The following is a 24,539-nucleotide window of genomic DNA, read 5'->3' as shown; positions in this document are numbered from 1 at the left end:
TGCCGACGGTCAAAATCTCCCCTGAATCTTACCCTTCCGACCGGTTCTCTCTGACTGCCCGGGGATTTTCGTGCCAGCAGATCTGTTGACCTCCCCGCTTCGCCTGCGGACAGAATACTCACCTGCCGGCATCGGGGGCTACAAACATCGGAGGCCACAAAGTAATACGAATTAACGGCAATAACAGCCACTGTCTGTCTTCCTGTGTTGCCGCAGATTCCGGGCAGGGTTACCACGAGCGCCGGGAATTGCCGTGAGATAAAAAAACCTCCGTCATGATGAGGGAGGTTTTTCAGCAGGGTCGCAGTCAGCGGTTACCGTTGCGGCAACACCTCCGGGGAGAGTGCCATTTTCTGGTAACTGCTCAGCCACTGATGATATTTCTCACCGGACTGCCACAGACGACTATGCACACGGGCCAGCACGACCGGGTCACTGATTATCTGTAAACGTTGTTCACGTCCCAGTTTTTCAGGGGCCTCGCTCAGTGCCTGATCAACCTGACGGTCACGGGCATGGTCAAGTAACTGACTCTGTTTATGTCGTGACGTTGCCAGGGCTGTCGCCAGCGCATTGAAGGCTGGGTTAAACACCGCATGCATAAAGCCATCAGACAATGCGCGGCGATGGTTCAGTGTCAGATATTTATCCGTATCCACCAGTTCCTGTGGCGGCGCATATTCTTCCGGGATCAGGAACAGTTTTGCCCGCCGGGATTTCAGGCCCAGGGTAGCCCTGCTGGAGAATGCCGAGACAAAAGGCGACAGGATCAGCGAGAAGACGATCGGTGCCAGCCACCACAGGAAGTTGAGGTTCAGCCAGCCCATTCCGGTCGCCCAGACAATACCCAGTACCATCTGCATGCCATGGCGGGCAAAGGCTTCGCTCCACGGGGTCGCATCATCATCACGCTGTGGTGAGTTCCAGACGGCTTTCAGACCGAGGAAGGCACTGACGACGAAGACCGTATGGAAAAGCATACGGACCGGGGCCAGGAGTACCGAAAACAGCATTTCCAGCATCAGAGAAATAAAGACGCGGAAAGCTCCCCCGTAAGGTTTTGAGCCTTTACACCAGATTAAGATGACACTTAACAGCTTAGGTAAAAACAGCAACACCAGCGTGGTCGAGAACAGAGCGATGGCCAGTTCCGGACGCCACTGCGGCCAGACCGGGAACAACTGCCGGGGCTGCAGGAAGTACTGCGGTTCCATCAGGGTATGAACGACCTGAAGTGCCGTGGACAACGCCAGGAACATAAACCATAGCGGAGCCGAAAGGTAGGACATCACCCCGGTCAGGAAGACGGCACGGTGTACCGGGTGCATCCCTTTCACCAGGAATAACCGGAAGTTCATCAGGTTACCGTGACACCAGCGACGGTCGCGTTTCAGCTCATCCAGCAGGTTAGGTGGCAGTTCTTCATAAGAACCGGGCAGATCATACGCAATCCACACACCCCAGCCGGCACGACGCATCAGTGCCGCTTCCACAAAGTCATGGGACAGGATGGAGCCGGCAAACGACCCTTCCCCTGGCAGCGGTGCCAGTGCACAGTGCTCGATAAAGGGTTTCACGCGGATAATCGCATTGTGTCCCCAGTAATGGGATTCCCCCAGCTGCCAGAAGTGCAGACCTGCGGTAAAGAGCGGTCCGTACACACGGGTAGCAAACTGCTGACAACGGGCGTAGAGCGTATCCATCCCCGAGGCTTTCGGCGATGACTGGATGATGCCGGCATTCGGATTAGCGTCCATCATGCGGACAAGTCCGGTGAGACATTCACCGCTCATCACACTGTCGGCATCCAGTACTACCATATAGCTGTACTGGCTGCCCCAGCGACGGCAGAAATCATCGATGTTACCGCTTTTACGTTTTACGCGACGACGACGACGACGGTAGAAAATTTTACCGGCGCCACCCACATCCCTGACCAGCTCCATCCAGGCTTTCTGTTCAGCGACCGCGATATCGGCATCATAACTGTCACTCAGAATGTAAACGTCAAAGTGTTCTGCGTTACCGGTGCGTACCACCGATTCCCAGGTTGCCCGCAGCCCTGCATAGACGCGCTCCACATCCTCATTACAGATAGGCATGATCAGTGCAGTACGGTGCTCCGGATTCAGGGGCTCATCACCGGTGGTGGAGTAAGAGATACTGTATTTATCTTTACCCATCATCAGCTGTACGAAGCCCATCAGTGCGGTCCAGAACCCGGCAGAAACCCAGCAGAAAAGGATAGCGAACAGGATCAGTATTCCGGTTTGCAGCACATAGGGCAGTAACTGCAGAACCGATTGCTGCCAGTTCTGGCTCATCAGCTCTGAAGGATCGATCAGCGCCCAGCCCTGGTAAGGCAGAATAGTTTTCATATACCAGGTCGCGACCACTGTCTGCGCAAGTGTCAGGAACAGCAGAATATAACGACGTACAGATCCGACAAAACGCCACTTTTCTTCGGCGATGCGGGCATCGATGCTTTCCTGATCACGCGGATGGTGTGCTTTCGAGCGACCCAGCAGCTTGTTCCACAACCGGGTCACCGGGTTGGTTTCCCACGCGTCCGGGTACATGCCGGCACGTTTCACCGGCGGCATCGCCTTCAGCGTGGTGCGCCCGAGGTCATCCTTTCCGAACTGTTTGCCTTCATCCAGCGCATCCGGCCAGGCCATCTCAATACGGGAAGAGACCGAGGTTAGAGGGGCATCATCCTCACGACTGCTGGCCGCAGTGTCGTGACCCAGCTGGTGCTGGAATCCGGCAAAATCTGTTCCGGCGGATGCACGAAGCGTCGCCTGCTCCGCCGCAGGAAGCGGCAGAGCGTCGACATATTTTTCGGGGGTAAAAGTTGATTTATTCATTGGCTGGTAACTGATAGCTCCATGTTTCCGTCAACGTTTTATCGCCACTGACTAAAGCAGCGCGCATTTCAGTGGTCTTTTTCGGGTCTTTAACCCGCAGACGCAACACCAGGCGCCAGCCTTTAGTGACCGGATTGTACCGGACGCTTTGTTCCACCACCTCACCGTTGTCACCGATACTGACCTGAGGCGCGATCTGAGTATCCTGTGGCAGTTTACTCATGGCTTTGCCGGCAAAATCGACGATAAAGGCAATAGAACCGTCCGGCTGACGCACCAGATTAGATTGTTTCACATCCCCGGCAGAGCGGAGTGTGTCGGCGACCCAGGCAACATTTGGTGAATGCAGCTGAGCTTCATCACGGGTAAAATGTAAGCGATAATTAAAGTCGGTTTCTTTACCTGGCTCAGGCATTTTTTCCGGAGACCAGAAAGCGACGATATTATCGTTGGTTTCATCATTGGTCGGAATTTCGACCAGCTCCACATGGCCCTTGCCCCAGTTCCCCAGCGGCTCTACCCAGCCACTCGGACGCTGGTCATAACGGTCATCCAGGTCCTGATAATGGCTAAAGTCACGGTTACGTTGTAACAAACCAAAACCTTTCGGATTTTCAAGCGTATAAGTGCTGACTGCCAGCCGTCTCGGATTATTCAGCGGACGCCAGATCCATTCACCGTTACCGTTATGAATAGAAAGTCCATCTGAATCGTGTAACTCGTTACGGTAATTCAGGGTCGGCGACGGCTGGTTAGCCCCGAACAGGAACATACTGGTCAGCGGAGCGATACCCAGTTTCCCGACATTATCGCGCAGGAAAATTTTAGAATTAACATCTACGGTGCTTTCTTTACCCGGATGCAGTACAAACCGGTACGCACCGGTCGCCCGCGGGGAATCCAGCAATGCGTAGATCACCAGCTGCTTATCCTGAGGTTTAGGACGCTGGATCCAGAATTCTTTAAAGCGCGGGAATTCCTCACCGGACGGTAATGCGGTATCAATGGCCAGACCCCGGGCGGACAGACCATAGACCTGCCCTGCCCCGATCACACGGAAATAGCTGGCACCCAGGAAACTGGTGATTTCATCTTCTTTATTTTTGCTGTTCAGCGGATAGAGCACTTTAAAACCGGCGAAGCCGAGGTTTTTGACCGAATCAGCATCATGCTGGATCGTGCCAAAGGTGAAATCATCCGGGCTGTATTTTATTTCACGCACAGAATTCGCCGTGACTTCATTTACTTTTACCGGAACATCAAAATACATCCCTTCAGGATAGAATTCGAGTTTGAAAGGGGTACGTAATTTTCCCCAGTAAGCTTTATCACGTTTGTACTGGATTTGCTGATAGTCAGCATATTTCAAATCACGGAATTGTGAGGGCAGATTGCTTTTAGGCGCTTCATAACTTTGACCTGCCAGAGACTTTGCTTCTTTTGCAACATCATTAAGATCGAATGCCCAGCTATTGCTTGCATACATTGCCAGCATCACTGCGGCACTTGCCAGGTGCATTTTCATCAGCCCTGATTTTTTTTGTTCTTTATTGAGCACATCTCCCCCTTTCGTGCGTGTGCCTGAGAAATCGCTTTCATAGTAATGGATTCTTAAGGATTCTGACAGCGGCCCCGAAAGAATGTCAGCATTATCCTCCTGAAAAGCTTTTTTTCAGAATCTTTAACGAAACCCGTCAGGCTGCTTACATGTCTGATACAATTATAGTACGACTTTTCTTAAGCTTACTGCCGAAAAGTTCTAATTTATCAGATGAGTGCTTTTATGACCCCCGTAAAACCTGAACGTGAGTATTTTCTGGATTCCATCCGTGCGTGGCTGATGCTACTGGGTGTGCCATTCCATGTGTCTCTGATCTACTCCAGTCAGCAATGGACAGTGAACAGCGCAAATGCGTCACTCTGGCTGACCCTGTTTAACGAATTTATACACTCATTTCGCATGCAGGTGTTTTTCGTTATTTCAGGTTATTTTTCTTATATGCTCTACCTGCGTTATCAGCCCTTACGCTGGCTGAAAGTCCGTGCTGAGCGGGTCGGGATCCCTTTTCTGGCCGCCATTCCATTGATCACCTTGCCGCAGTTTTTCATGCTGAAAAATCTGTCGGCGAAATTTAGCGGCTGGCCGGAATACTCTGCCTATCAGCGTTATAACACCCTGGTCTGGGAACTGATTTCACATTTATGGTTCCTTTTGGTGTTACTTCTGCTGACCGCCAGCGGAATGTTTATTTTTGCGGTACTAAAAAAACACCAGCAACGGCTCTCACAACTGACCCTGACCTGGCCACGTATTTTTGTGGCCCTGGCCTGCCCGGTCGTGGTCTGGGGGCTGTTTCGTCGCCTGCTGCTGTGGCAGGCTCCGCAGTTACTGATGGACGGGCTGTTTAATATCGCGGTGATGCAGACCCTGTTTTATCTGCCGTTCTTTGTGCTCGGGGCCATTGCCTGGACAAACCCGGCAGCAAAAGCCCTGTTTGTCCGCCCTCACCCGGTGTTATGGACCGGGGCCGTCGTACTGTTTATCGCCTACCACTTTAACCAGCAATACAGCGCCGGAGATGGCTGGCTGTATGAACTGGATGCCCTGATTTCTACCGGGATGGGGCTGTGTATGCTGAATGTATGTTACAGCTGCGGTCACCGCTTTCTTAACCGTGCATCACCCCGCATTTCCTATCTGGTGAATGCATCGCTGTTTATTTACCTGGTGCACCATCCGCTGACGCTGATTTTTGGCCTGTTTGTCATGCCCCATATCCCGGGCGATACCACAGGCTTCTTCACCGGATTGCTGTTTGTCTTCGGGCTGTCGTTCCTGCTCTATGAAATCCACCGCCGTATTCCGGTATTGCGTTTCTTATTCTCGGGTAAAAAATAGAGCCTCTGTTGCCTGTCGGCCGCGCCGGCTGGCAGGTAACAGACTCCGTCCACTGTCACGTAACGATTTACCGTATGAGTCAATACCCTGTATAAAGACCTCCTGACATAAAAAAATCACCTGCAACAACGATAAAGAGCTTAACAAATGGATCAGGAATCACATTCTCACTCTGCGACACAACATGCCGTGGATCCCCCCGGCATATTATCTGTATTACGCCAGCCGGCGTTGCTGACCCGCGAATCACTGGCCGGTATTGTGACCGCACTCGCTTTAATCCCCGAAGTCATCTCCTTTTCTGTGGTAGCCGGAGTGGATCCGAAGGTTAGCCTGATAGCCTCTGTGGTGATCTGCCTGACCTTATCACTGATCGGAGGTCGCCCGGCGATGGTAAGTGCAGCCGCTGGCTCGGTCGCCCTGGTGATCGGCCCGATGGTCCATCAGCACGGCATCGCCTATCTGCTGCCGATGGTCTTGCTGGCGGGGATACTGCAGATAATCTTCGGCCTTGCCGGGCTTTCCCGGATGATGCGTTATATTCCCCGTTCAGTGATGACCGGGTTTGTAAACGCATTAGGTATATTGATATTTTTTGCCCAGGTCCCCCATGTCTGGAAGCAGTCACCGCTGGTGCTGCTCTTTTTTGTTCTGACACTGGCAATTGTGCTGCTGTTGCCGCGACTGACCACCAAAATACCGGCACCGCTGGTGGCTATAGTGATGATTACCGCGATTGCCTGGGGAATGGGGTATTCTCTGCCAAACGTCGGTGACGAAGGCCCGATGAGCAGCGGACTACCGGGACTGACACTGTTGCAGGTGCCGCTGAATATGCAGACCTTGCAGATTATCTGGCCAACGGCAATCAGTGTCGCGCTGGTCGGACTGATCGAGTCTCTGCTGACGGCAAAACTGGTGGACGACCTCACCGATACCCACTCGTCCAAACGAAAAGAAGCCACCGGACTTGGCGTCGCCAATATTCTGGCCGGTTTTTATGGCGGCATCGCCGGCTGCGCAATGATAGGTCAGACCGTGGTCAACGTGGAGTTAGGTAAGGCGCGCAGTCGCGTTTCCACTGTGGTGGCCGGGATAGTCCTGCTGTTGCTGGTCAGTGTCCTGAGTCAGGTGATGGCACATATCCCGATGGTGGTTCTGGCCGCCATTATGATGGTGGTTGCGGTGAAAACACTGAACTGGCATAGCGTGAAACCGGCCACATTACGGCGTATTCCCTTATCCGAGACATTAATTATGCTGGCCACTGTTGCCATCACGGTATGGAGCAGTAATCTGGCCCTGGGTGTAGTGAGTGGCGTGCTGCTGGCTATTTTGTGGTTTGCACGACGTCTGAGTCATGTTATCACCGCCGACCGCCAACTGTCGGACGACAACAAAACCGCGCACTACAAAATTCATGGCCCGTTATTCTTTGCCAGCAGTAATGATCTGTATGAGCATTTTGACTACGCGAATGACCCTGAACATGTGGAAATAGACTTATCTGAAGCCATGATCCTCGACGCCTCTACCGTTGCGGCGCTGGATGCCATCGAACAACGTTACCAGCGTTATCACACCCGGGTAACGATCACCGGCCTCGAAGGACAAAGTAAAGTTATCCATCAGCGACTGACCGGTAAGCTGGACTGACAAATATTCTCTCCCGGTGCCCTCACGGGCACCGCCCTTCAGACCCCCTCTTCAGCATTCGTATCCCTGAGGTTGCCGTATAATTGCGCGGTTGGAAGGGATCTCCTTTCACGATGAGGACGGGTTTACAGGCTACGCCCGCGCCGGACATCCTTATTTCACAGCGTATTTGCGCGGCGTTGTGACTCTGCTCCGTGGCGATGAACGTTGCACAGACCCCTCTTCAGCATTCGTACCTCTGAGGTTGCCGTATGACTACACGGTTAGGGGGGATCTCCTTTCACGATGAGGACGGGTTTACAGGCTACGCCCGCGCCGGATATCCTTATTTCACAGTGTATTTGCGCGGCGTTGTGACTCTGCTGCCCCGTGACTCTCTGTTTCAAAATATTTACCGATATGCGCTCCCCCTTCCTCAGCACCTGTTGGTCTGTGTGGTCAGCGGATCCGTTTTACCGGCGTTGTAGCGGCAGTCATTTCCTGTTCCTGAACCGGGGGCCCTTCCGGGCCGAAGATCATCGGGTTTGCAGGGCGATTTCCTTTGATACAAATCCACACATTTTTTCCGGAATTAGCCAGATTCCGGTCTAACATTAATAAGAATGTTCTGTTACGCGAGTCACTACACCCCGGGCAGTCCTCCGTGACCACAGGCAGAGGGAAGACGGTCTGTGCCAGTGTTTGCCGTTCACGAAGATCAGCACAATATTTCCTGCTGTTTTTCAGAAAGATATTTCTCTGACAGACGACTCTCTGCCGCAGGCTGACAACGCTTTTGCTGCCATACCGGTGTTAACAGGGGCTGTAATATTAACAAAAAGTGCGATCCCTGCGTAGCTGGACATTAATTTATTTAACATTTACGTTTCTTTTAGCTATAGAATGTGACTTTAATCACATGTAGCGTTACAGATGTGGAATATTTATGAAGCAAAATTTTGAGCCATTGTCGTCTGATATATCCGGGATTGGAACCGGTTCCAGCAGGAGGGAGTTTCTCCGTTCTGCACTGATTATTTCTGCCGCCGGCCTTGCTGCCTCACTGCCATTACAGAGTTTCGCCGATAGCGTCATTCATGGCCGCGACGCGGCGCGGGATTTTATCCGCGTGTCGCAAACTATCACTGAACATAAGCATATCAGTCCCCAACTGGCTTCACGTTTTCTGGGGGCTTTCAGTCAGCGACACCCGCAATTTAACAGCAAAATTGCCCGTCTGGCCGCAGTGATCCAGTCTCCAATGTCGGCCGCTGACTTTAAACAGCAAGCGGTCGCCGCCGGGTTGGGCAATTTTCTGCAGGACATTATCACTGCCTGGTACACCGGCACTATCGGCGATGACTACAAGGGCACCCTGGTCGCTTATAAAGACGCCCTGATGTATGCCACGGTCAGCGACGGACTGGTGGTTCCCACCTATTGCGGCAATGGCCCGCTATGGTGGACTGCCCCGGTACCGGACCCGCTTGATCCTGAATTAATCGATAACCTGTAATTGCACCCTGATAAAAAAAAGAACGCATACGATGAAAAAACCTGAATTTACTGCCGGCGGCGATGCCTCCGCAGATATTGTGATTGTGGGCTCCGGTATTGTTGGCGGAATGATTGCAGACAGATTAGTCAGCCAGGGATACTCGGTACTGGTACTGGAAGCCGGTTTACGGATTAGCCGTGCGCAGGCGGTTGAAAACTGGCGAAATATGCCATTTGCTAACCGTGCAGGTTCGGATTTTCAGGGGCTGTATCCTCAGTCTCCGCTGGCCCCGGCTCCGCTCTACTTCCCGCCGAACAATTATGTCAATGTCACCGGGCCGAGTGCCGGTAGCTTCCAGCAGGGCTACCTGCGGACCGTCGGCGGTACCACCTGGCACTGGGCTGCATCATGCTGGCGCCATATGCCCAGCGATTTCGTGATGCAGAGTAAGTATGGCGTCGGGCGCGACTGGGCGATAACGTATGATGAAATGGAACCCTGGTACTGTGAGGCAGAGTATGAGATTGGTGTGGCCGGCCCCAGCGATCCGGCGATGCAGTCCCCGCGTGAGCGCAGCAAACCTTATCCGATGGAAATGGTCCCCTTCGCCCACGGGGATGCCTATTTCGCCAGCGTCGTAAACCCGCACGGTTATAACCTGGTGCCGATCCCTCAGGGACGCAGCACCCGCCCGTGGGAAGGCCGACCGGTCTGCTGTGGTAATAACAACTGCCAGCCTATCTGCCCTATCGGTGCGATGTATAACGGTATCCACCATATTGAACGTGCCGAGCAGAAAGGCGCTGTCGTTCTGGCTGAATCGGTGGTGTATAAGATAGATACCGATGGCAATAACCGTGTGACGGCCGTCCACTGGCGCGATAACCAGGGCGCATCACACAAAGCGACAGGGAAAGCCTTCGCACTGGCCTGTAACGGTATAGAAACCCCACGCCTGCTACTGCTGGCCGCCAATAAAGCCAACCCGAACGGGATTGCTAACAGCTCGGATATGGTGGGACGTAACATGATGGACCACTCCGGTTTTCACTGCAGCTTCCTGACAGAAGAACCGGTATGGCTGGGCCGTGGGCCTGCTCAGAGCAGTTGTATGGTCGGTCCGCGTGATGGCGATTTCCGCAGCCAGTATTCGGCTAACAAAATGATCCTGAATAATATTTCCCGCGTGGTGCCCGCCACCAAACAGGCTCTGGCGAAAGGTCTGGTTGGTAAAGCGCTGGATGAAGAAATTCGTTACCGCTCTATCCACGGGGTAGATATCTCAATCAGTCTGGAGCCGCTGCCGGACCCTGAAAACCGTCTGACACTCAGCAAGACACGTAACGATCCGCATGGCCTCGCCTGCCCGGATATCCATTACGACGTCGGCGATTATGTGCGTAAAGGCGCGACGGCAGCCCATGAGCAGTTAGAACACATCGGTTCACTGTTTAATGGTAAAGAGTTCAATATCACCACCAGTCTGAATGCGAATAACCATATTATGGGCGGAACCATTATGGGTAAATCGGCCAAAGACGCGGTGGTGGATGGTAACTGCCGTACCTTTGACCATGAGAATTTATGGCTGCCAGGCGGCGGTGCGATCCCGTCAGCCAGTGTGGTGAACAGTACCCTGAGTATGGCCGCATTAGGTCTGAAGGCCGCTCATGATATCTCTCTGCGCATGAAGGAGTTCGCATGAAACGTTCCTTCTCCGTCAAAATGAGTGCGCTGGCCTTAGTGTATGCCGGATGCCATCTGATGACAGCCAGCGCGGCCGATATTGACCAGTCACTGTTAACTCAGGGGCAGCAGGTGGCTACCGCCTCAGACTGTCAGGCCTGTCATACCGCCCCCGGCAGTAAAACCGCCTTCAGCGGGGGGTATGCCATCGCCTCACCGATGGGGGCCATCTACTCCACCAACATTACTCCGGATGTTGTCACCGGGATCGGCCATTATACCGAGGCGCAATTCTCAGATGCGGTCAGACACGGTGTCCGTGCCGATGGGGCACAACTTTATCCCGCCATGCCTTATACCTCTTACCGGATGATGACCGACAGTGATTTACATGCCCTGTATTACTACTTTATGCATGGCGTAAAACCCGTCGACCAGAAAAACACCCCGACAGCCCTGGCTTTTCCGTTCAGTATCCGTTTCAGTATGAAAATCTGGAACCTGCTGTATGCCGACCACAAAGATTACCAGACAGATCCGCAAAAGAGCGCGGAATGGAATCGTGGTAACTATCTGGTGAATGGCCTGGCGCACTGTGATACCTGCCATACGCCACGCGGTTTTATGATGAATGAGGTCAGCAGCCAGCCTCTGGCCGGTGCCCCCCTGGGCAGCTGGTATGCGCCGAATATCACCTCCGATAAAATCAGCGGGATCGGGGGCTGGAGCGATGACGAGATCGTGCAATACCTGAAGACCGGACGTGTTGCCGGAAAAAACCAGGCCGCAGGGGGGATGGCTGAAGCAGTGGAACACAGCCTGCAATACCTGCCGGACAGCGATCTGCATGCTATCGCCACCTACCTGAAACAGACACCCCCGATACGCACAGAGGGTGAGACGCAGGCCGCCTACAGCTATGGTTCCACGGCAGTCAACGTGGACAATGAAGTCCGCGGCAAGGCGCCCTACAACGCCCGCAATTCGGTGATCTCCGGCGCAGCCCTGTTCAGTGGTAACTGTGCCAGCTGCCACCAGCCGGACGGTGCCGGTAGTCAGAATCAGGCTTACCCGTCATTATTCCATAATACGGCGACCGGCATGATCCATCCGCAAAACCTGATCGCAACGATCCTTTACGGTGTTCAGCGGACGACCAACGGTCATGAGGTATTGATGCCGGGCTTCGGCTCTACCTCTTCTTATGTGGATCACCTGACCGATCAGCAGGTCGCCGACATCAGTAACTATGTCCTGCATAACTTTGGTAATCCTTCGGTCACCGTTCAGGCCGGTGATGTCGCCTGGGTTCGTAAAGGGGGGCATCCGCCTGCGCTGGTCTCATTGCAGCCTTATATGGTCCCTGCCATTGCCGTCGTTCTGGTGATCGTTATTCTGCTGATCATCGGCTTACGATTACGGCGTAACCGCCGCCACTAGTATCATCCTGTTTCGGGGGGCTAACGCCCCCCTCTTTTTTACCCCCTCGTCAGCTGCCATTGTTGCCGGCAGGCTGCGGTTTGCGCCGGTGAGGCGAGGTAAACTTTAGGTAGCGAACAATTCAGATAGAGGGTGCGGTTTTGTACCCTCTTGCCTGGCGTCACAACCAGCAGATATTTCAGCATCTCTTTTGACAGCCTGTCCCGCAGCCCTGCGGGCAGGACATTCCCCGCACGATCCTTTTGTATCAGCGTCCGGTAAAAATAGCGTCTGAGCATGACCGGCATGGAAATATCCAACATAATCAGTCCGGTTGCCCGCGCGAGCCGGGCTTCAAGATAACGGGTATAATTTCCCTCCATTACCCAGCATTCCTGCTGTATTGCGGCCTCATGCAGCGCTAAAAACTCCGCTTCAGGACGCTCCTGCCAGCGGGTTCCCGGCCGGTGAAACAGCTGATCCAGATGTATGACCGGTGCGGCTGTTTTTTCTGCCAGCGCGAGGGCTAACGTGGATTTCCCGCTATTTGACGGCCCTAAAATACAGATACGTGGCCCAAGTTCAGTCAGAGGAAGAAAGGTATCGGTTGTCATTACTCACTCAGCAGCTATCCGGGGAAAATCGTCACACAGCGCCGCCGGCCAGAGAAGAGGAAGATGGCCTCCGCTTTACAGGCGCGACGGGCTGGCGTGCAGAGCCACTCAGATTACGTGAATACGCGTAACGGGTAAAGACGGATACCGTCACCGGCAGGCACTGGCGGAAGCCTGTGAATTCAGGGGCTTCGCAGACGCCAGCGGGTCAACGGATAAAATCCTGTCCGCCCGGTACCGGAGCGGACAGAAGGAGCCCCCGTAACGGGGGTGGGACGGAAGGCTATTGCGTCAGCTGCTGTTTCAGTTGCTGCTGAGTGAGATTACTTAAAAACAGACTGCTGCCTGGCTGGAACAAACGCGCTTTATCCAGATTGCCTGCGATGACCGGGTCAAAACCGGCTTTTTCCACCAGCTGTGAGACGGTATTCAGCGCCTGTTTATCATCTCCTGCCAGCGGGATGGCGAGTTTCGCGCCTGAGCGGTGTGCCTCTGAACTGAGGGTATAGGCCGCTACCGAGTTAAAGCCACGCACCAGATGCGCCCCGGGGAATAATCCGGCACTGTAACGCCCTACCCCCTCTTTAAGCGCATCGTCGGCTACCTGCCCATCCCTGCCGGGATAAGGGTTGCTGACGTCCAGCACAACTTTACCCTTCACACTGGCACCAATACTCTTAGCCAGCGAAGGTAACGCGCCGTACGGGACGGCCAGGACGATGATGCTGGCTTGCTGTGCCGTCTGTCCGACACTCGCCGCACTGGCCTGATGCCCCAGTTCAGCCACCTGCTGTTTCAGAGCCTCCGGATGACGCGAACTGAGGATCACCGGATAGCCGGCTTTACTCCAGAGTGTGGCGAGCGTACCGCCCATTTGCCCCGCACCGATAATACCAATGGACGGTAACGACGCCGCCCGGGCGGTGGCCAGAGAGGCAATGACTAACAGACCTGCACTCAGTAATGATTTAATTCCTGACACGGGACCTCCTGTGAAGATGACATTATGCCTGTTGCCAGAGTGACATTAAGGGTTGTGGCTGACCACTGACCGGGTCCTGATGAGGGTAAGGTAAGGTGGCTATCCGCTGACGCATCGCGGCTGTGGGGGCCGAGCGACAGATATCCCAGTGCTGGTCCGGCGGATAGGCCCCGATCACCAGAAAATCGTCACTGCTGCCTAAATTGCAATGTCCGGTGCCGGCGGGTAGCAGGGCTACATCCCCGGCATGAACCGTCACGGTCTTCCCGCCCGGGCCACCCAGCATCAGCCGGGCCTCCCCGCCGACAAAGCCTAAAACCTCATGGGCAGTGCTGTGGTAATGATGGAAGTTAAATACCCCGGCAACCCACTGCGGCGGCCAGCCATTGTGCGTCAGCGCCTGTTCTGATTGCTGTGTCACATCACCGGACAGCGAGAGTGCCTGGCGGTAGAGAAGCACCGGCAGGTGCGGGTTATTCGGTACCCAGCCATTAGCAGACAACATAAAATGTTGCGGTGCCACCGGCGAGGCAGACTCACCCCGTGCCGCCGCCGCAAGGATCAACGGCGAACTGACGGCGATCTGAGTCATTAAACGTAAAAAATCTCTTCGGGAATCGATCTGCATTTTTTCCCCCCGGGTTGATTTATCTCAGGACAATTCAGGTAAACACCTGAAGATGAAGTGTCGCAGTAACGTTGTCTGTTCCAGGTATAAAAGCCAGGGGACCTTTTGTAAACCCGGGGAATGGCGCAGAGGGACGCCGGAGAGGGTAAAAAAGTGACAAAATATTTCACCGGTCAGGCCCCCTGAGGAGCCTGCCGGCAGAGGCTTAATCGCGGTGTTTCAGCAATAATGAGCACTGATAAACCACCAGCCCGAAGATACCGAGCGCTCCGCCCACCCAGGCGGTGGAGGTCCATCCCAGGCCGGCATTAATGATCATGCCACCAAAAAAAGCCCCCAGCGCATTAGCAATATTGAGTGCGGAATGGTTCATGGCCGCCGCCAGCGTCTGTGCCTTACCTGCGACATCCATCAGACGGATTTGCAGACACGGGATCAGTACCGAGGTTGTGCCGATCAGAAACGTCACCAGTAACCCGCTGGCAATATGGTGGGCCATCAGTGGAAACAGCGCCATCACGACCAGATTCCAGACCAGTGCCACGGTAATGGCTTTGGTCACACTCCAGTCCGATAAACGTCCGCCCGCCATCATGCCTGCAACCATACCCAGACCGAAAGCCGCCATGACCCAGGGGATCTCTTGCTGAGGCAATCCTGATTCATGGGTGAGAGTCGGGTTAATATAACTGAAGACCGCAAACATCCCGCTGAAACCGGCGGCTCCGGTCAGCAGACTCAGCAGAACGCGCGGGGTTTTCAGCGCCGTCAGTTCCTGTAAAGGATGTGCTGACGGGTCCCCCTTGCTGTAAGGAATGAAGCCGATAATCATCAGCACACTGATCACCGCGCAGATGCCCACAAACAGGAAAGCATAATGCCAGCTAAGATGATGCCCTACCCAGGCGGCAAGCGGAACACCCAGCAACGTCGCGATCGTAAGGCCGGTCATCATACGGCCAATGGCTTTTCCGCGCTGTTGCGCCGGAACCATGGAGGCCGCCACCAGTGAGGCGACACCAAAATATGCGCCGTGCGGCAGACCACTGATAAACCTCACTGCGATAAAACTGAGATAGCCCGGGGCAAAAGCACTGGCCAGGTTGCCGGCAGCGAAGAGAGTCATCAGGAAAATCAGTAAGCGCTGGCGTGATATTCTGGCGCCCAGGACCGCAATCAGCGGCGCACCGACCACGACCCCCAACGCATAGCTGGTAATCGCATTCCCGGCAGTCGTGACCGACCGGCCCAGCCCGTGAGCCACATCCGGTAACAGTCCCATAATGACAAACTCACCGGTACCGATAGCAAACCCCCCGAGAGCCATTGCCAGTAACGCGAGACCGACATGCAGGTTTTTTTGTTGATCCACGAACACTCCAATACATTTTATTAATATTTACTAAACATTTTTACATACATTCATCAGTAAGGAAAAACCTTACCTCCGCTATTATAGCCACACTTTTTGCCATCCTATGCAGGTCAGCCAGATTCATGTCAGAAACGCTTAATAAAAGAACGCAGTCCGTCTCCGGGGTAGCCCTGCTGGTCGCCGGCGCCTTTTTTATGGAGTTTCTGGATGGAACGGTGATCACGACGGCCCTGCCGTACATGGCCACCACGTTTGCCGTAGACGTCACCCGGCTCAATCTGGGGATCAGTGCCTACCTTCTGACGCTGGCGGTGCTGATTCCGGTCAGTGGCTGGATAGCCGACCGCTTCGGTGCCCGTAATGTTTTTTCGCTGGCATTGGTTATTTTTACTTTATCCTCTGTGCTGTGCGGACTGGCAGACAGCCTGCCACTGTTTGTCGCCATGCGGATCCTGCAGGGGGTCGGGGGTGCCTTAATGGTGCCGGTGGGGAGACTGGCCGTCTTAAAAAATACGCCCAAACACCAGCTGATCACGGCCGTTGCCACCCTGACCTGGCCTGCATTGATCGCGCCGATCATCGGCCCACCGCTGGGCGGATTGATTACCACCTGGTTGAGCTGGCGCTGGATTTTCTTCCTGAATTTACCGCTGGGGTTCATCGCTTTTCTGCTGGCGCGCAGGCTGATGAAAGCGCCGTTTGAACCGGAAAAAAGGCCCTTTGATATCCCCGGCTTTATGTTGTCGACCCTCTCGATGGTAGCTTTCGTCTGCAGTATGGAAATGGTCTCCTCATCATTGCCCTGGTATCTCCCTGCGGGGTTACTGTTGCTAAGTCTGTACGGATTCCGGCTGAGCTTCCGCCATATGAAGCGGGTTCCGTTTCCGATGATCGCGATGCAGGCACTGACCATTCCTACCTTCAGGGCGACGCTTGCCGGAGGCTTTCTGTTCAGAGCAGCGATTTCCGCCATCCCTTTTTTGCTGCCGTTACTGTTTCAGATGGGTTTTCATCTGAACGCCTTTCGTTCCGGATTACTGGTGCTGGCCGTCTTTGCCGGTAATCTGCTGATTAAACCGTTCACCACGCCCATCCTGCGAAAGTACGGTTTTAAAACCGTACTGACGGTGAACGGTTTCCTGAATGTCGGCGGAATGCTGGCCTGCGCGTTTTTCACCCCGCAAACGCCTCACTGGGCGGTACTACTGGTCCTGTTTACCGGCGGAATGTTCCGTTCTCTGCAGTTCACCGCCATCAATACCCTGGTATATTGTGATGTTCCAAAGGCACAGATGAGTCACGCCAATGCGCTGTTCAGCACCTCATCACAACTCTCTATGGGGGTGGGAATTTCTTTTTCTGCGCTCTGCCTCTACCTGGCCGATAAACTCAGCCGGACTTCGGCGTATCTTTCGCAGTTACCGGCCATCAGCTATCGTCTGGCTTTTGTTGCCCTGGCCCTGCTTTGCCTGGTCGCGATGGCGGATATTCTGTTACTGGATAAACAGGCGGGCAGCCAGATAACCGGTAAAACAGACCGGCCGGGCTGAATTTCAGGAAACCGGGTATCGTTCGGAGGCAGGTCAGAGGGTCGATACCCACGACCGCACTTGACGTTCGCGAAATATCCGTCGGTATTGCCGCCTGCCCCACGGTCACCCGGCAGAAAAAGACTCTCAGACCCGGGCTTATCTTTCAGCCTGGCCATTGCGGCACAGAGGCCTGATCAGACAGGGGATGATGAGCTGCCCGCGGATGCCGTCCGGGCATCATTTTCCCGTGACTGTCTTTCCGTGCAACGCCCGGCAGGGTGCTATCAGCGGGCAACCCGGCGGTATGCCTGCCGGCAGAACAGGTGCAGAGGAAGGCCTGCCGCTCACGCCGGGCGGATGCCCCGGCCTTCTCTTTATGCGGGTGACTGCGACTAACTGTAGTAGTAATCCCGTCCGTTATTCCGCATAAACCAGCCGGTTAATGCCATCCGTTCGGAATGAGTCGGTTTGACCTCGTGCAGGATCTGTTCAGACAGGAAGCAAATCATGCTGCCGGCGACCGGCTCTATCATGTGTTCCCCGTCAGGCAAATGCAGACAAAGTTGTCCCCCGTCCTGCGTCTGCCAGTTCTGATTAATATACACAATAAAAGTAATGGCCCGGCGCCGGTCGTTGGCGAAGCAGTCGTAGTGGGGTTTGTAATACGCCCCTTGCGGATAACGGGAAAAATGGCCTTCGAAATCATTCAGCCCCAGATAAAATTCCCGGTTCAGCAGTACACGCAGCTCTTCCACCAGCGCCAGATAACGCCGGATAGCAGGATCCTGTTCATTACTATCAATCCAGCTGATGCTGTCAGAACGGATCGACTCATTAATAATATTTTTTAAGCCATTACCAATGCCTGCCTGCAGGAAAGTCCGGCTGTGGCAAAGCGCAGCCAGTTCTGAAACCCACTGCGGGTCCAGAACATTTTGCTGGTAGTACCAGCCCTGGTCACAAACTTGTTGAATTAACGCCTGATAATCCGGCATAGCGCCCTGCCATCTCTCATACTGAACTGTGGCAGGAGTATACCGGAGTGATCCCCGGTCAACCACAGGATTCACTGACCGGGCGCACTTTGCTGCGGGATAGCAGCGGGGACAAAGAAAAAACCCGGGGTGACTGACAACGGAACGCCCCCGGCCAGGCCCCGGGCCCTTTCGCACAAGCCTGGGCGGGTACTTCTCAGAAACCCCGTACAGACAGTTATCGCGGGGGTCTATTTTTTTGCCACCGCAGGAGAGATATGCCCCTCCACGACCGGTGCGGGCTGGCGCGAGATACCGGCATAGATGGCCGCTGCAATACCCACGCCGATAAACCAGCTAAAACTGGCCAGCGGATGTAACACCGGAATAAAGCTCATCAGCAGGCATAAAGCGACAGCGGGCACCAGCGCCAGAATGGCTTTCGGGTTAACGCCACGCGCATACCAATAACGGCCGGCAGGCGAGTCATTAAAGAGTTCATCGGTGTTAATCTGACTCTGGTTGACCCGGTAAAAGTCGCATAACAGGACACCGAAGATCGGGCCGATAAAAGAGCCCAGCACATCAAGGGTATAGTGGATAAGCTCCGGCGAATGGAACAGATTCCACGGGGTCAGCACCACAGATCCGACAGCGGCGATCATCCCTCCCATGCGGAAACTGATCTTCTGTGGTGAACAGTTTGAAAAATCGAACGCCGGCGAGACAAAGTTTGCCACGATATTAATGCCGATGGTCGCAATGATCATGGTCAGTAACGCGACCGCCATCGCCACCCCGCTTCCCACATTCGCCACCGTTTCGATAGGGTCTGTGATCATCCTGCCAAATAACGAATGAGTCCCCGAAACAATCACTACCGTAATAATAGAAAACAGCAGGAAATTAAACGGTAACCCCCAGCGGTTTCCACGACGGATATCGTCCATGCTGCCGGCATAGCGGGAAAAATCGCCAAAATTCAGTAACGGGCCGGAGAAATAGGAAACGACCAGGGCCACTGCTGACACCATCTGCCAGACCTGTTCACCGCCGGATAATTGCTTTTCAGCCAGTGTCAGCGAGATGCCCGAAAAACCGGTGCGGGAAATAATCCAGATAGCCAGGGAGAGCATCACGATGTATACCGCCGGGCCGGCAATATCGATAAACCGTTTGATAGCATTCATCCCATGCCAGAAAACCAGCGCCTGCAGCACCCACATCACGGCAAAACAGCCCCAGCCTAAGGCAGACAAACCGAGAAAATGCATCTTCGTCATCGGGGCCAGTGCAGGCCAGAATTTCAGCAGAACCAGCATCAGGGCATTGGATGCCAGCCAGGTCTGAATACCGTACCAGGCAAAGGCAATCAGCCCGCGGATCACCGCCGGAATATTCGCGCCAAACACCCCAAAGGCCTGCCGGCAAACGACGGCAAAAGGAACGCCGCTCATCTGGCTGGGTTTAGCGACCAGATTGGCAAACCACTGGACAATACAGATGCCCGCCAGCAGACAGACCAGGACCTGCCATCCCGCCAGCCCGAGAGTAAAGAAACTGGCGGCGACCGCATAACCGCCCATGCTGTGAACATCTGACATCCAGAAAGAAAAAATATTATACCAGTTCCAGTGCTGGTCTCTGACCGGTGCCAGATCATCGTTGGTCAGCCGCGGGCTATAGCCCGGCTTGCTGTGCCCCGTGAGGTGTGGTTCCTTTTTTTTTGGCATAGCTGAAGTCCCCTGTCGAGATACTGATAAGAAATGTCTCTGACAGCCTGCAGGATCCGGACCACTTTTATTTTTTGTATACAAAAACATAAAAAAAAGTATACCTTGTCAGAAGCAGATACTCAGGAGATGACTATGTTGAACAGCACGCTTTACCGCGAAGGCACAGACGGGCAGGAGAAAGAGCAGCAGATCCGCGAGGCATTAATCAAAGCTATGGTGGAACATCAGCTACTCCCCGGCAGCAAACTGCCGGAAGAAGCGCTGGCTGAAGCCTTCGGTATCAGCCGGACCGGTATCCGGAAAGTCCTCACCCGCCTCGCTACGGTGCAAATGGTGAATATGATGCCCAAAAAAGGGGCATATGTGGCGAATCCTTCGGCGGAAGAATCCGCGATGATTTTTAAAAGCCGGATGCTGATTGAGCTGGGAAACCTTCCTGAAGTGATCCGCCGGTTGAATGAAAAAGATATTGCCGGGCTGGAGGAGATTCTGGCGCAAGAGCATCGTGCCAGTCATGACAGGGATATGGCCGCCGCTATCCGCTACTCGGCCCTGTTTCATACCCGTCTGCATGCGGTGGCCGGAAACACGGTGCTCAATGACATTATCACCAATCTGACATTACGTTCTTCGCTGGTGATTGCCGCCTGGGGAAGCCAGTGGCAACAGGGATGTAACGAGTCAGATCATCAGCAACTGCTGCATGCCCTGCGTGAAAAAGATCTGATGGCCCTGTCGGCACTGATGCAGCAACACTTCGGGAATATTACCGGCAGCCTGAATTTTAACCGTAAAAAATCCCCGACCCCGGATTTCCGTAAATTATTTTCCTGTTGATGCCGGAGAGACAAACCATGCCAGATTATTGTATACAATTAATTAATCCGAATACCTGTCAGACCATGACCGAAAAAATGGCCCGGGCAGCCCGCGAGGCCGCCCCGGCTGACACCCGGATCCTCGCGGTGAACCCACAGGCAGGGGTAGCATCCATCGAAGGGCATTTCGATGAGGCGATTGCGGTCACCGGCGTGCTGCAACAGATAGCGGCGGGACGCCAGCAAGGGGTCGATGGTCATATCATCGCCTGTTTCGGTGACCCGGGACTGCGGGCTGCCAGAGAACTGGCCACGGCCCCGGTGGTCGGCATTGCGGAGGCGGCGATGCATATGGCCACCCTGGTGGCGACCAGGTTCAGTATTGTCACTACCCTGCCACGCACGGTGATCATCGCCAGACACCTGTTGCAACAATACGGATTCAGTGACCACTGCGCCTCCATCCGTACCATCGAACTCCCCGTGCTGACTCTGGAGCAACAGGAGGCTGTGGCTCTGGAAGAGATCCGCCGCCAGTGTCTTGAAGCCATCAGGCATGACCACTGTGGAGCGATTGTGCTGGGCTGCGGCGGCATGGCCGGTATTGCCCGTGAACTGACGCGGGAAACAGGTGTACCGGTCATTGAGGGGGTCAGTGCCGCGGTCAGACTGGTGGGGTCCCTGGCCTCTCTGGGACTGACCACCAGCAAGCACGGGGATTTTGATTATCCCCTGAAAAAGCCGCTGACCGGCATCTTTGCCGGTATGAATCCTTTCTGAACCGTTCAGGTGCCGGAGGTTGCGTCAGGGCGATCGCCACTTTATGCTTAAGGTATCGATCACCGCCCTGATGAATGCAGGGCATGTTTGCAGTAAAGCAGACCGGCTTACCGCGTCTGTTCTGATAAATGAGGATCATCATGGTTGCGTCATCTGTCTCTGATAAAGCTCTGACCCTGGGTCATGGCCCGGCACTGCTGGAAGTTTTTCTGGAACCTACCTGCCCGTTCTCTGTCAGGGCCTTCAATAAGCTGAGCGGATTAGTCAGCCTGGCAGGCGAAGACCAGCTCTCCGTCAGGATCTATCTGCAGTCCCAGCCATGGCATATGTTTTCGGGCGTGATTGTCCGCTGTATTCTGGCGGCAAAAACGTTGCCGGAGGGGAACGCCGCCGCCCTGAAAATCATGCAGGCCGTCGGTGAACACCGTGAGGAATTCGAATTCGAGGATCACTGCCGTGGCCCGAATATGACCACCACGCCGCAGCAGATTATTGAACGTATCGAAAAATACAGCGGGATCCGCGTCAGCGAGGCTTTTGATAAACCGGAACTGCAGCAACTGATTAAGTGGCACTGCAAATATTCCCGTCAGAACGGTATTCATGTCTCGCCGACATTTATGATCAACGGCTTAATTCAGGCCGATATGGGCAGTGGCGAGGAAATCAGTCAGTGGGCGGAGAGGATCCGTAACGCGTGATAACGCCGCGGTGAATATTGCCGGTATTCACCGCCATTTTGCCCTCCTCCGGAAATACTTTCGCAAATTTTTTTATTACTTTGATGCAAATCACACTTTTGTGTTTCTTCGCAAAGGCGTAAGATGGTGTTTATCACCCAATTCCTGTGTGGAAATATCCCGGATGCTCCGTTAATTCAAATACCCCCAGGGTTACCTGTTTTCAGGTGACAACAGACGACGTGTGCCCTAAAGGCAGCCTGCAATTATTTTAAATAACGATTTAATATAAAAAATGCATAATTCATTACTTTTCCGGCTTCGTTTTGCCTGCAAAACGACTTTTGCCCTTGTGATGGCGTTGGTCATGAGTTTTGTCCTGCAACTGGACACCCCGAAATGGTCGATGATGACAGTGGCAATCATTGCGGCATCCCCCGCTTTCGCCTCCGGCGGTGAGCCGATGACCGGTGTGCTGAGATTCCGGGGCTTTCTGCGGCTTATCGGTACCGCTATCGGCTCTGTCGGGGCGGTGGTGATTATCTGTGGCTTGTCACGGGCGCCGGTACTGATGCTACTGGCCTGCTGCCTCTGGGCCGGTGTTTTCTCCTGGGTGTATACCGTCGTTAAACAGGAAATTTCTTACGCCTTCGGTCTGGCCGGATACTCCGTCTTTATTATTCTGGTCACCGCCTGGCAGGACCCGCAGGCCGCCCCGCAGATCGCTATTTACCGGTCACTGGAAATATCACTCGGATTGCTGTGTATTATATTTTCAGATTTACTGTTTCTTCCCCGGAGTATTAAACCGCAGATACGACGGTTTATTGATGAATGCCCGCTGGCATTATTCCGGTTAATGAGTTGCTGCTTTACTGCCAGTAATGAACAGGAATTTGAAGAACGTTTTAAACTTATGCTGGAAGAATGCAAAAAATTTAATGCCATGCGTCAGGTATTAAAAATGGAATCAACTCATAATAATCCGTTACTGCATCAGCGGTTAAAGGGGATTAACGGTCTGATGTTTCATCTGTGTACTCTGACTTATGAAACCTGGCAATATTTTCAGCAACAACCCGAAAAGCGCAGTTCCAGCTGGTATCTGTTATTTAATCATCCTGTCACGGACAACACGGCCCTGGCGCAGAAAATCCATCAGTTTACCCTGCTCATCCATCAGCTTCCTGCCGGCCATACGCCTTATGCACTCTCCTCCTGGATCAAAGGTCTGAAAGAGTTACGCATTCTTTGCACCGGCGTGCAGTCCAAAGTTCCGCTGCATGAAGTGGAAAAAGAGATCATCAGCCGTTATGCGATTAATGCCGCCGCCTCGGTACAGAAGTCACATGCACTGATCAACGGCCTGCGCACCTTTCTGACCGGGCTTGTGGGGTGTTGTCTGTGGCTGACCACCACTTCTTCTGCGATCACCGGATTCCTGATTATTTCGAGTATCGTCTCAACCCTGGCAATGCGGGCCGAAAACCCGCGCAAACTCGCCATGGATTTTATCTACGGCATGATTTACATCCTGCCGATCAGCCTCTTCTATTACCTGGTGGTGGTGCCGTCCACACAACAAAGTTTTCTGCTGCTGATCATTGCCATCAGTCTGCTGGTATTCTTTTTCTCCCTTTGCGTTCAATGGAAGATCCCTGGCAGCGCAGCGTCCCTGATGTTTATTTTTAACCTGATCCCGATCACTAACCCGGAAACGTTCAACTTTAATCACTATATGGATAGCGCACTGGGGCAGATCCTCGGCGCGGTCGTCACCCTGACCATTATCTGGCTGATCCCGGATTTAAGTAAGAGCACCCTGTCGACGGCCCTGCTACGTAATATTCTGACCACGTCACTGCAAACGCTGACGACTAACCCTAAACGCCGTAAAATCAGCCGTCTGAGTGCGTTATACGATGATTTGCTGCTGCTGATCACCATGGACAGCCGTAAGCTGATGCGCTACCGGCTGGGCATTAATCTGATCATTATTTACCGGCGGATTACCGCGCTGAATATTCCCAACCTGCAGACCCTCTCTGATTTTCACCAGCAAATCCGTGAGGCGGCCAATGATCTGTCTCATCAGCGGATGGCCATCCAACGGGAACGTGCCTACCTGAAACTTCAGCAACTACTCCATGAGTATCTGCTGGTGATCCGTATTCTGCCGGAGCCTGAAAAAATAACGGTGGTGGTCAATGACCTGCAAAAACTGCTCACACAATACCGGGGTGAATTGCTAAGCCGTTAACCGTCTGCCCCCGGCCCGGCGGGCGACCCACCCGCCGGACTCCCGTGAAAGACCCTCCCTGAATTGTGAAATTCATCACAACATTTAACCTCGCCGTTATATATGCTGACATACTGATTTTAAAGGTTTTTCCCTGCGACTCTCCTGTTAATAAGG

At 53.8% G+C, this 24,539-nt stretch carries 18 protein-coding genes; 10 read left to right on the top strand and 8 right to left on the bottom strand.

What is annotated here, in order from left to right:
- Positions 1-314 precede the first annotated feature (314 nt).
- Both mdoH and JK223_RS00375 read right to left on the bottom strand, forming a co-directional pair.
- Positions 315-2,867, bottom strand: coding sequence for a glucans biosynthesis glucosyltransferase MdoH (gene mdoH, locus JK223_RS00380; protein WP_212712244.1), 2,553 nt, complete (start codon positions 2,865-2,867; stop codon positions 315-317).
- Positions 2,860-4,395, bottom strand: coding sequence for a glucan biosynthesis protein G (locus JK223_RS00375; protein ID WP_212712627.1), 1,536 nt, complete (start codon positions 4,393-4,395; stop codon positions 2,860-2,862). The genes mdoH and JK223_RS00375 overlap by 8 nt, the downstream gene beginning before the upstream one ends.
- Before the next feature lie 255 nt (positions 4,396-4,650).
- On the opposite strand from JK223_RS00375, the gene mdoC reads away from it, so the two are divergent.
- From mdoC to JK223_RS00350, 5 genes are all read left to right on the top strand, one after another.
- On the top strand, positions 4,651-5,766 hold the full coding sequence (gene mdoC, locus JK223_RS00370; protein ID WP_212712243.1) for a glucans biosynthesis protein MdoC: 1,116 nt from the start codon (positions 4,651-4,653) through the stop codon (positions 5,764-5,766).
- Positions 5,767-5,913: 147 nt separating this feature from the next.
- Positions 5,914-7,422 carry a SulP family inorganic anion transporter gene (locus tag JK223_RS00365; protein ID WP_212712242.1) on the top strand — a complete coding sequence of 503 codons (1,509 nt, stop codon included), beginning with the start codon at positions 5,914-5,916 and terminating at the stop codon, positions 7,420-7,422.
- Positions 7,423-8,347: 925 nt separating this feature from the next.
- Positions 8,348-8,917: a sorbitol dehydrogenase family protein gene (locus JK223_RS00360; RefSeq protein WP_212712241.1), complete on the top strand. Its 570-nt coding sequence runs from the start codon at positions 8,348-8,350 to the stop codon at positions 8,915-8,917.
- A gap of 31 nt (positions 8,918-8,948) precedes the next feature.
- On the top strand, positions 8,949-10,604 hold the full coding sequence (locus JK223_RS00355; protein ID WP_212712240.1) for a GMC family oxidoreductase: 1,656 nt from the start codon (positions 8,949-8,951) through the stop codon (positions 10,602-10,604).
- A gap of 20 nt (positions 10,605-10,624) precedes the next feature.
- Entirely contained in the window at positions 10,625-12,025 is a 1,401-nt protein-coding gene (locus tag JK223_RS00350; RefSeq protein WP_371813024.1) for a cytochrome c, read from the top strand.
- A gap of 38 nt (positions 12,026-12,063) precedes the next feature.
- Here the strand turns inward: JK223_RS00350 and JK223_RS00345 are convergent, their stop codons facing one another.
- The 4 genes from JK223_RS00345 to JK223_RS00330 form a co-directional block, all read right to left on the bottom strand.
- Entirely contained in the window at positions 12,064-12,618 is a 555-nt protein-coding gene (locus tag JK223_RS00345; protein ID WP_212712238.1) for an AAA family ATPase, read from the bottom strand.
- A gap of 283 nt (positions 12,619-12,901) precedes the next feature.
- Positions 12,902-13,600: an NADPH-dependent F420 reductase gene (locus JK223_RS00340; RefSeq protein WP_371812995.1), complete on the bottom strand. Its 699-nt coding sequence runs from the start codon at positions 13,598-13,600 to the stop codon at positions 12,902-12,904.
- A gap of 22 nt (positions 13,601-13,622) precedes the next feature.
- The gene (locus tag JK223_RS00335; protein ID WP_249213394.1) at positions 13,623-14,192 is read right to left on the bottom strand and encodes a cupin; all 570 of its coding nucleotides are present in this window, start codon (positions 14,190-14,192) and stop codon (positions 13,623-13,625) included.
- Between the two features lie 241 nt (positions 14,193-14,433).
- Entirely contained in the window at positions 14,434-15,600 is a 1,167-nt protein-coding gene (locus tag JK223_RS00330; RefSeq protein WP_343867657.1) for an MFS transporter, read from the bottom strand.
- A gap of 125 nt (positions 15,601-15,725) precedes the next feature.
- Here JK223_RS00330 and JK223_RS00325 point away from each other — a divergent pair, with 125 nt between their 5' ends.
- Entirely contained in the window at positions 15,726-17,153 is a 1,428-nt protein-coding gene (locus JK223_RS00325) for an MFS transporter (protein WP_212712236.1), read from the top strand.
- Between the two features lie 374 nt (positions 17,154-17,527).
- Here JK223_RS00325 and JK223_RS00320 read toward each other — a convergent pair whose 3' ends face one another.
- Together JK223_RS00320 and JK223_RS00315 are read right to left on the bottom strand one after the other, a co-directional pair.
- Entirely contained in the window at positions 17,528-18,130 is a 603-nt protein-coding gene (locus JK223_RS00320) for a 2OG-Fe(II) oxygenase (RefSeq protein ID WP_212712235.1), read from the bottom strand.
- A 230-nt stretch (positions 18,131-18,360) separates the two neighbouring features.
- A complete protein-coding gene (locus JK223_RS00315; RefSeq protein ID WP_212712234.1) occupies positions 18,361-19,842 on the bottom strand; it encodes an NCS1 family nucleobase:cation symporter-1 in 1,482 nt (493 codons plus the stop codon).
- Positions 19,843-19,977: 135 nt separating this feature from the next.
- On the opposite strand from JK223_RS00315, the gene JK223_RS00310 reads away from it, so the two are divergent.
- The 4 genes from JK223_RS00310 (at position 19,978) to JK223_RS00295 (ending at position 24,383) form a co-directional block, all read left to right on the top strand.
- Positions 19,978-20,682: a GntR family transcriptional regulator gene (locus JK223_RS00310; RefSeq protein ID WP_212712233.1), complete on the top strand. Its 705-nt coding sequence runs from the start codon at positions 19,978-19,980 to the stop codon at positions 20,680-20,682.
- Positions 20,683-20,699: 17 nt separating this feature from the next.
- Positions 20,700-21,443 carry an aspartate/glutamate racemase family protein gene (locus JK223_RS00305; protein WP_212712232.1) on the top strand — a complete coding sequence of 248 codons (744 nt, stop codon included), beginning with the start codon at positions 20,700-20,702 and terminating at the stop codon, positions 21,441-21,443.
- Between the two features lie 140 nt (positions 21,444-21,583).
- Complete coding sequence (locus JK223_RS00300) at positions 21,584-22,144, top strand: thioredoxin domain-containing protein (protein ID WP_212712231.1); 561 nt, start codon at positions 21,584-21,586, stop codon at positions 22,142-22,144.
- Positions 22,145-22,418: 274 nt separating this feature from the next.
- Positions 22,419-24,383: an FUSC family protein gene (locus JK223_RS00295; protein ID WP_212712230.1), complete on the top strand. Its 1,965-nt coding sequence runs from the start codon at positions 22,419-22,421 to the stop codon at positions 24,381-24,383.
- The last annotated feature ends 156 nt before the right edge of the window (positions 24,384-24,539 follow it).

It is taken from the genome of Tatumella sp. JGM118, from assembly GCF_018257515.1.
GTDB lineage: Bacteria > Pseudomonadota > Gammaproteobacteria > Enterobacterales > Enterobacteriaceae > Tatumella > Tatumella terrea.
This window is presented reverse-complemented; position numbering and strand designations above follow the sequence as displayed.

Bases quoted from the DNA above. Each gene is read 5' to 3' on its own strand.
- mdoH (WP_212712244.1), bottom strand. From the start codon at position 2,867: ATGAATAAATCAACTTTTACCCCCGAAAAATATGTCGACGCTCTGCCG.
- mdoC (WP_212712243.1), top strand. From the start codon at position 4,651: ATGACCCCCGTAAAACCTGAACGTGAGTATTTTCTGGATTCCATCCGT.
- JK223_RS00365 (WP_212712242.1), top strand. From the start codon at position 5,914: ATGGATCAGGAATCACATTCTCACTCTGCGACACAACATGCCGTGGAT.
- JK223_RS00360 (WP_212712241.1), top strand. From the start codon at position 8,348: ATGAAGCAAAATTTTGAGCCATTGTCGTCTGATATATCCGGGATTGGA.
- JK223_RS00355 (WP_212712240.1), top strand. From the start codon at position 8,949: ATGAAAAAACCTGAATTTACTGCCGGCGGCGATGCCTCCGCAGATATT.
- JK223_RS00350 (WP_371813024.1), top strand. From the start codon at position 10,625: ATGAGTGCGCTGGCCTTAGTGTATGCCGGATGCCATCTGATGACAGCC.
- JK223_RS00345 (WP_212712238.1), bottom strand. From the start codon at position 12,618: ATGACAACCGATACCTTTCTTCCTCTGACTGAACTTGGGCCACGTATC.
- JK223_RS00335 (WP_249213394.1), bottom strand. From the start codon at position 14,192: ATGACTCAGATCGCCGTCAGTTCGCCGTTGATCCTTGCGGCGGCGGCA.
- JK223_RS00325 (WP_212712236.1), top strand. From the start codon at position 15,726: ATGTCAGAAACGCTTAATAAAAGAACGCAGTCCGTCTCCGGGGTAGCC.
- JK223_RS00320 (WP_212712235.1), bottom strand. From the start codon at position 18,130: ATGCCGGATTATCAGGCGTTAATTCAACAAGTTTGTGACCAGGGCTGG.
- JK223_RS00315 (WP_212712234.1), bottom strand. From the start codon at position 19,842: ATGCCAAAAAAAAAGGAACCACACCTCACGGGGCACAGCAAGCCGGGC.
- JK223_RS00310 (WP_212712233.1), top strand. From the start codon at position 19,978: ATGTTGAACAGCACGCTTTACCGCGAAGGCACAGACGGGCAGGAGAAA.
- JK223_RS00305 (WP_212712232.1), top strand. From the start codon at position 20,700: ATGCCAGATTATTGTATACAATTAATTAATCCGAATACCTGTCAGACC.
- JK223_RS00300 (WP_212712231.1), top strand. From the start codon at position 21,584: ATGGTTGCGTCATCTGTCTCTGATAAAGCTCTGACCCTGGGTCATGGC.
- JK223_RS00295 (WP_212712230.1), top strand. From the start codon at position 22,419: ATGCATAATTCATTACTTTTCCGGCTTCGTTTTGCCTGCAAAACGACT.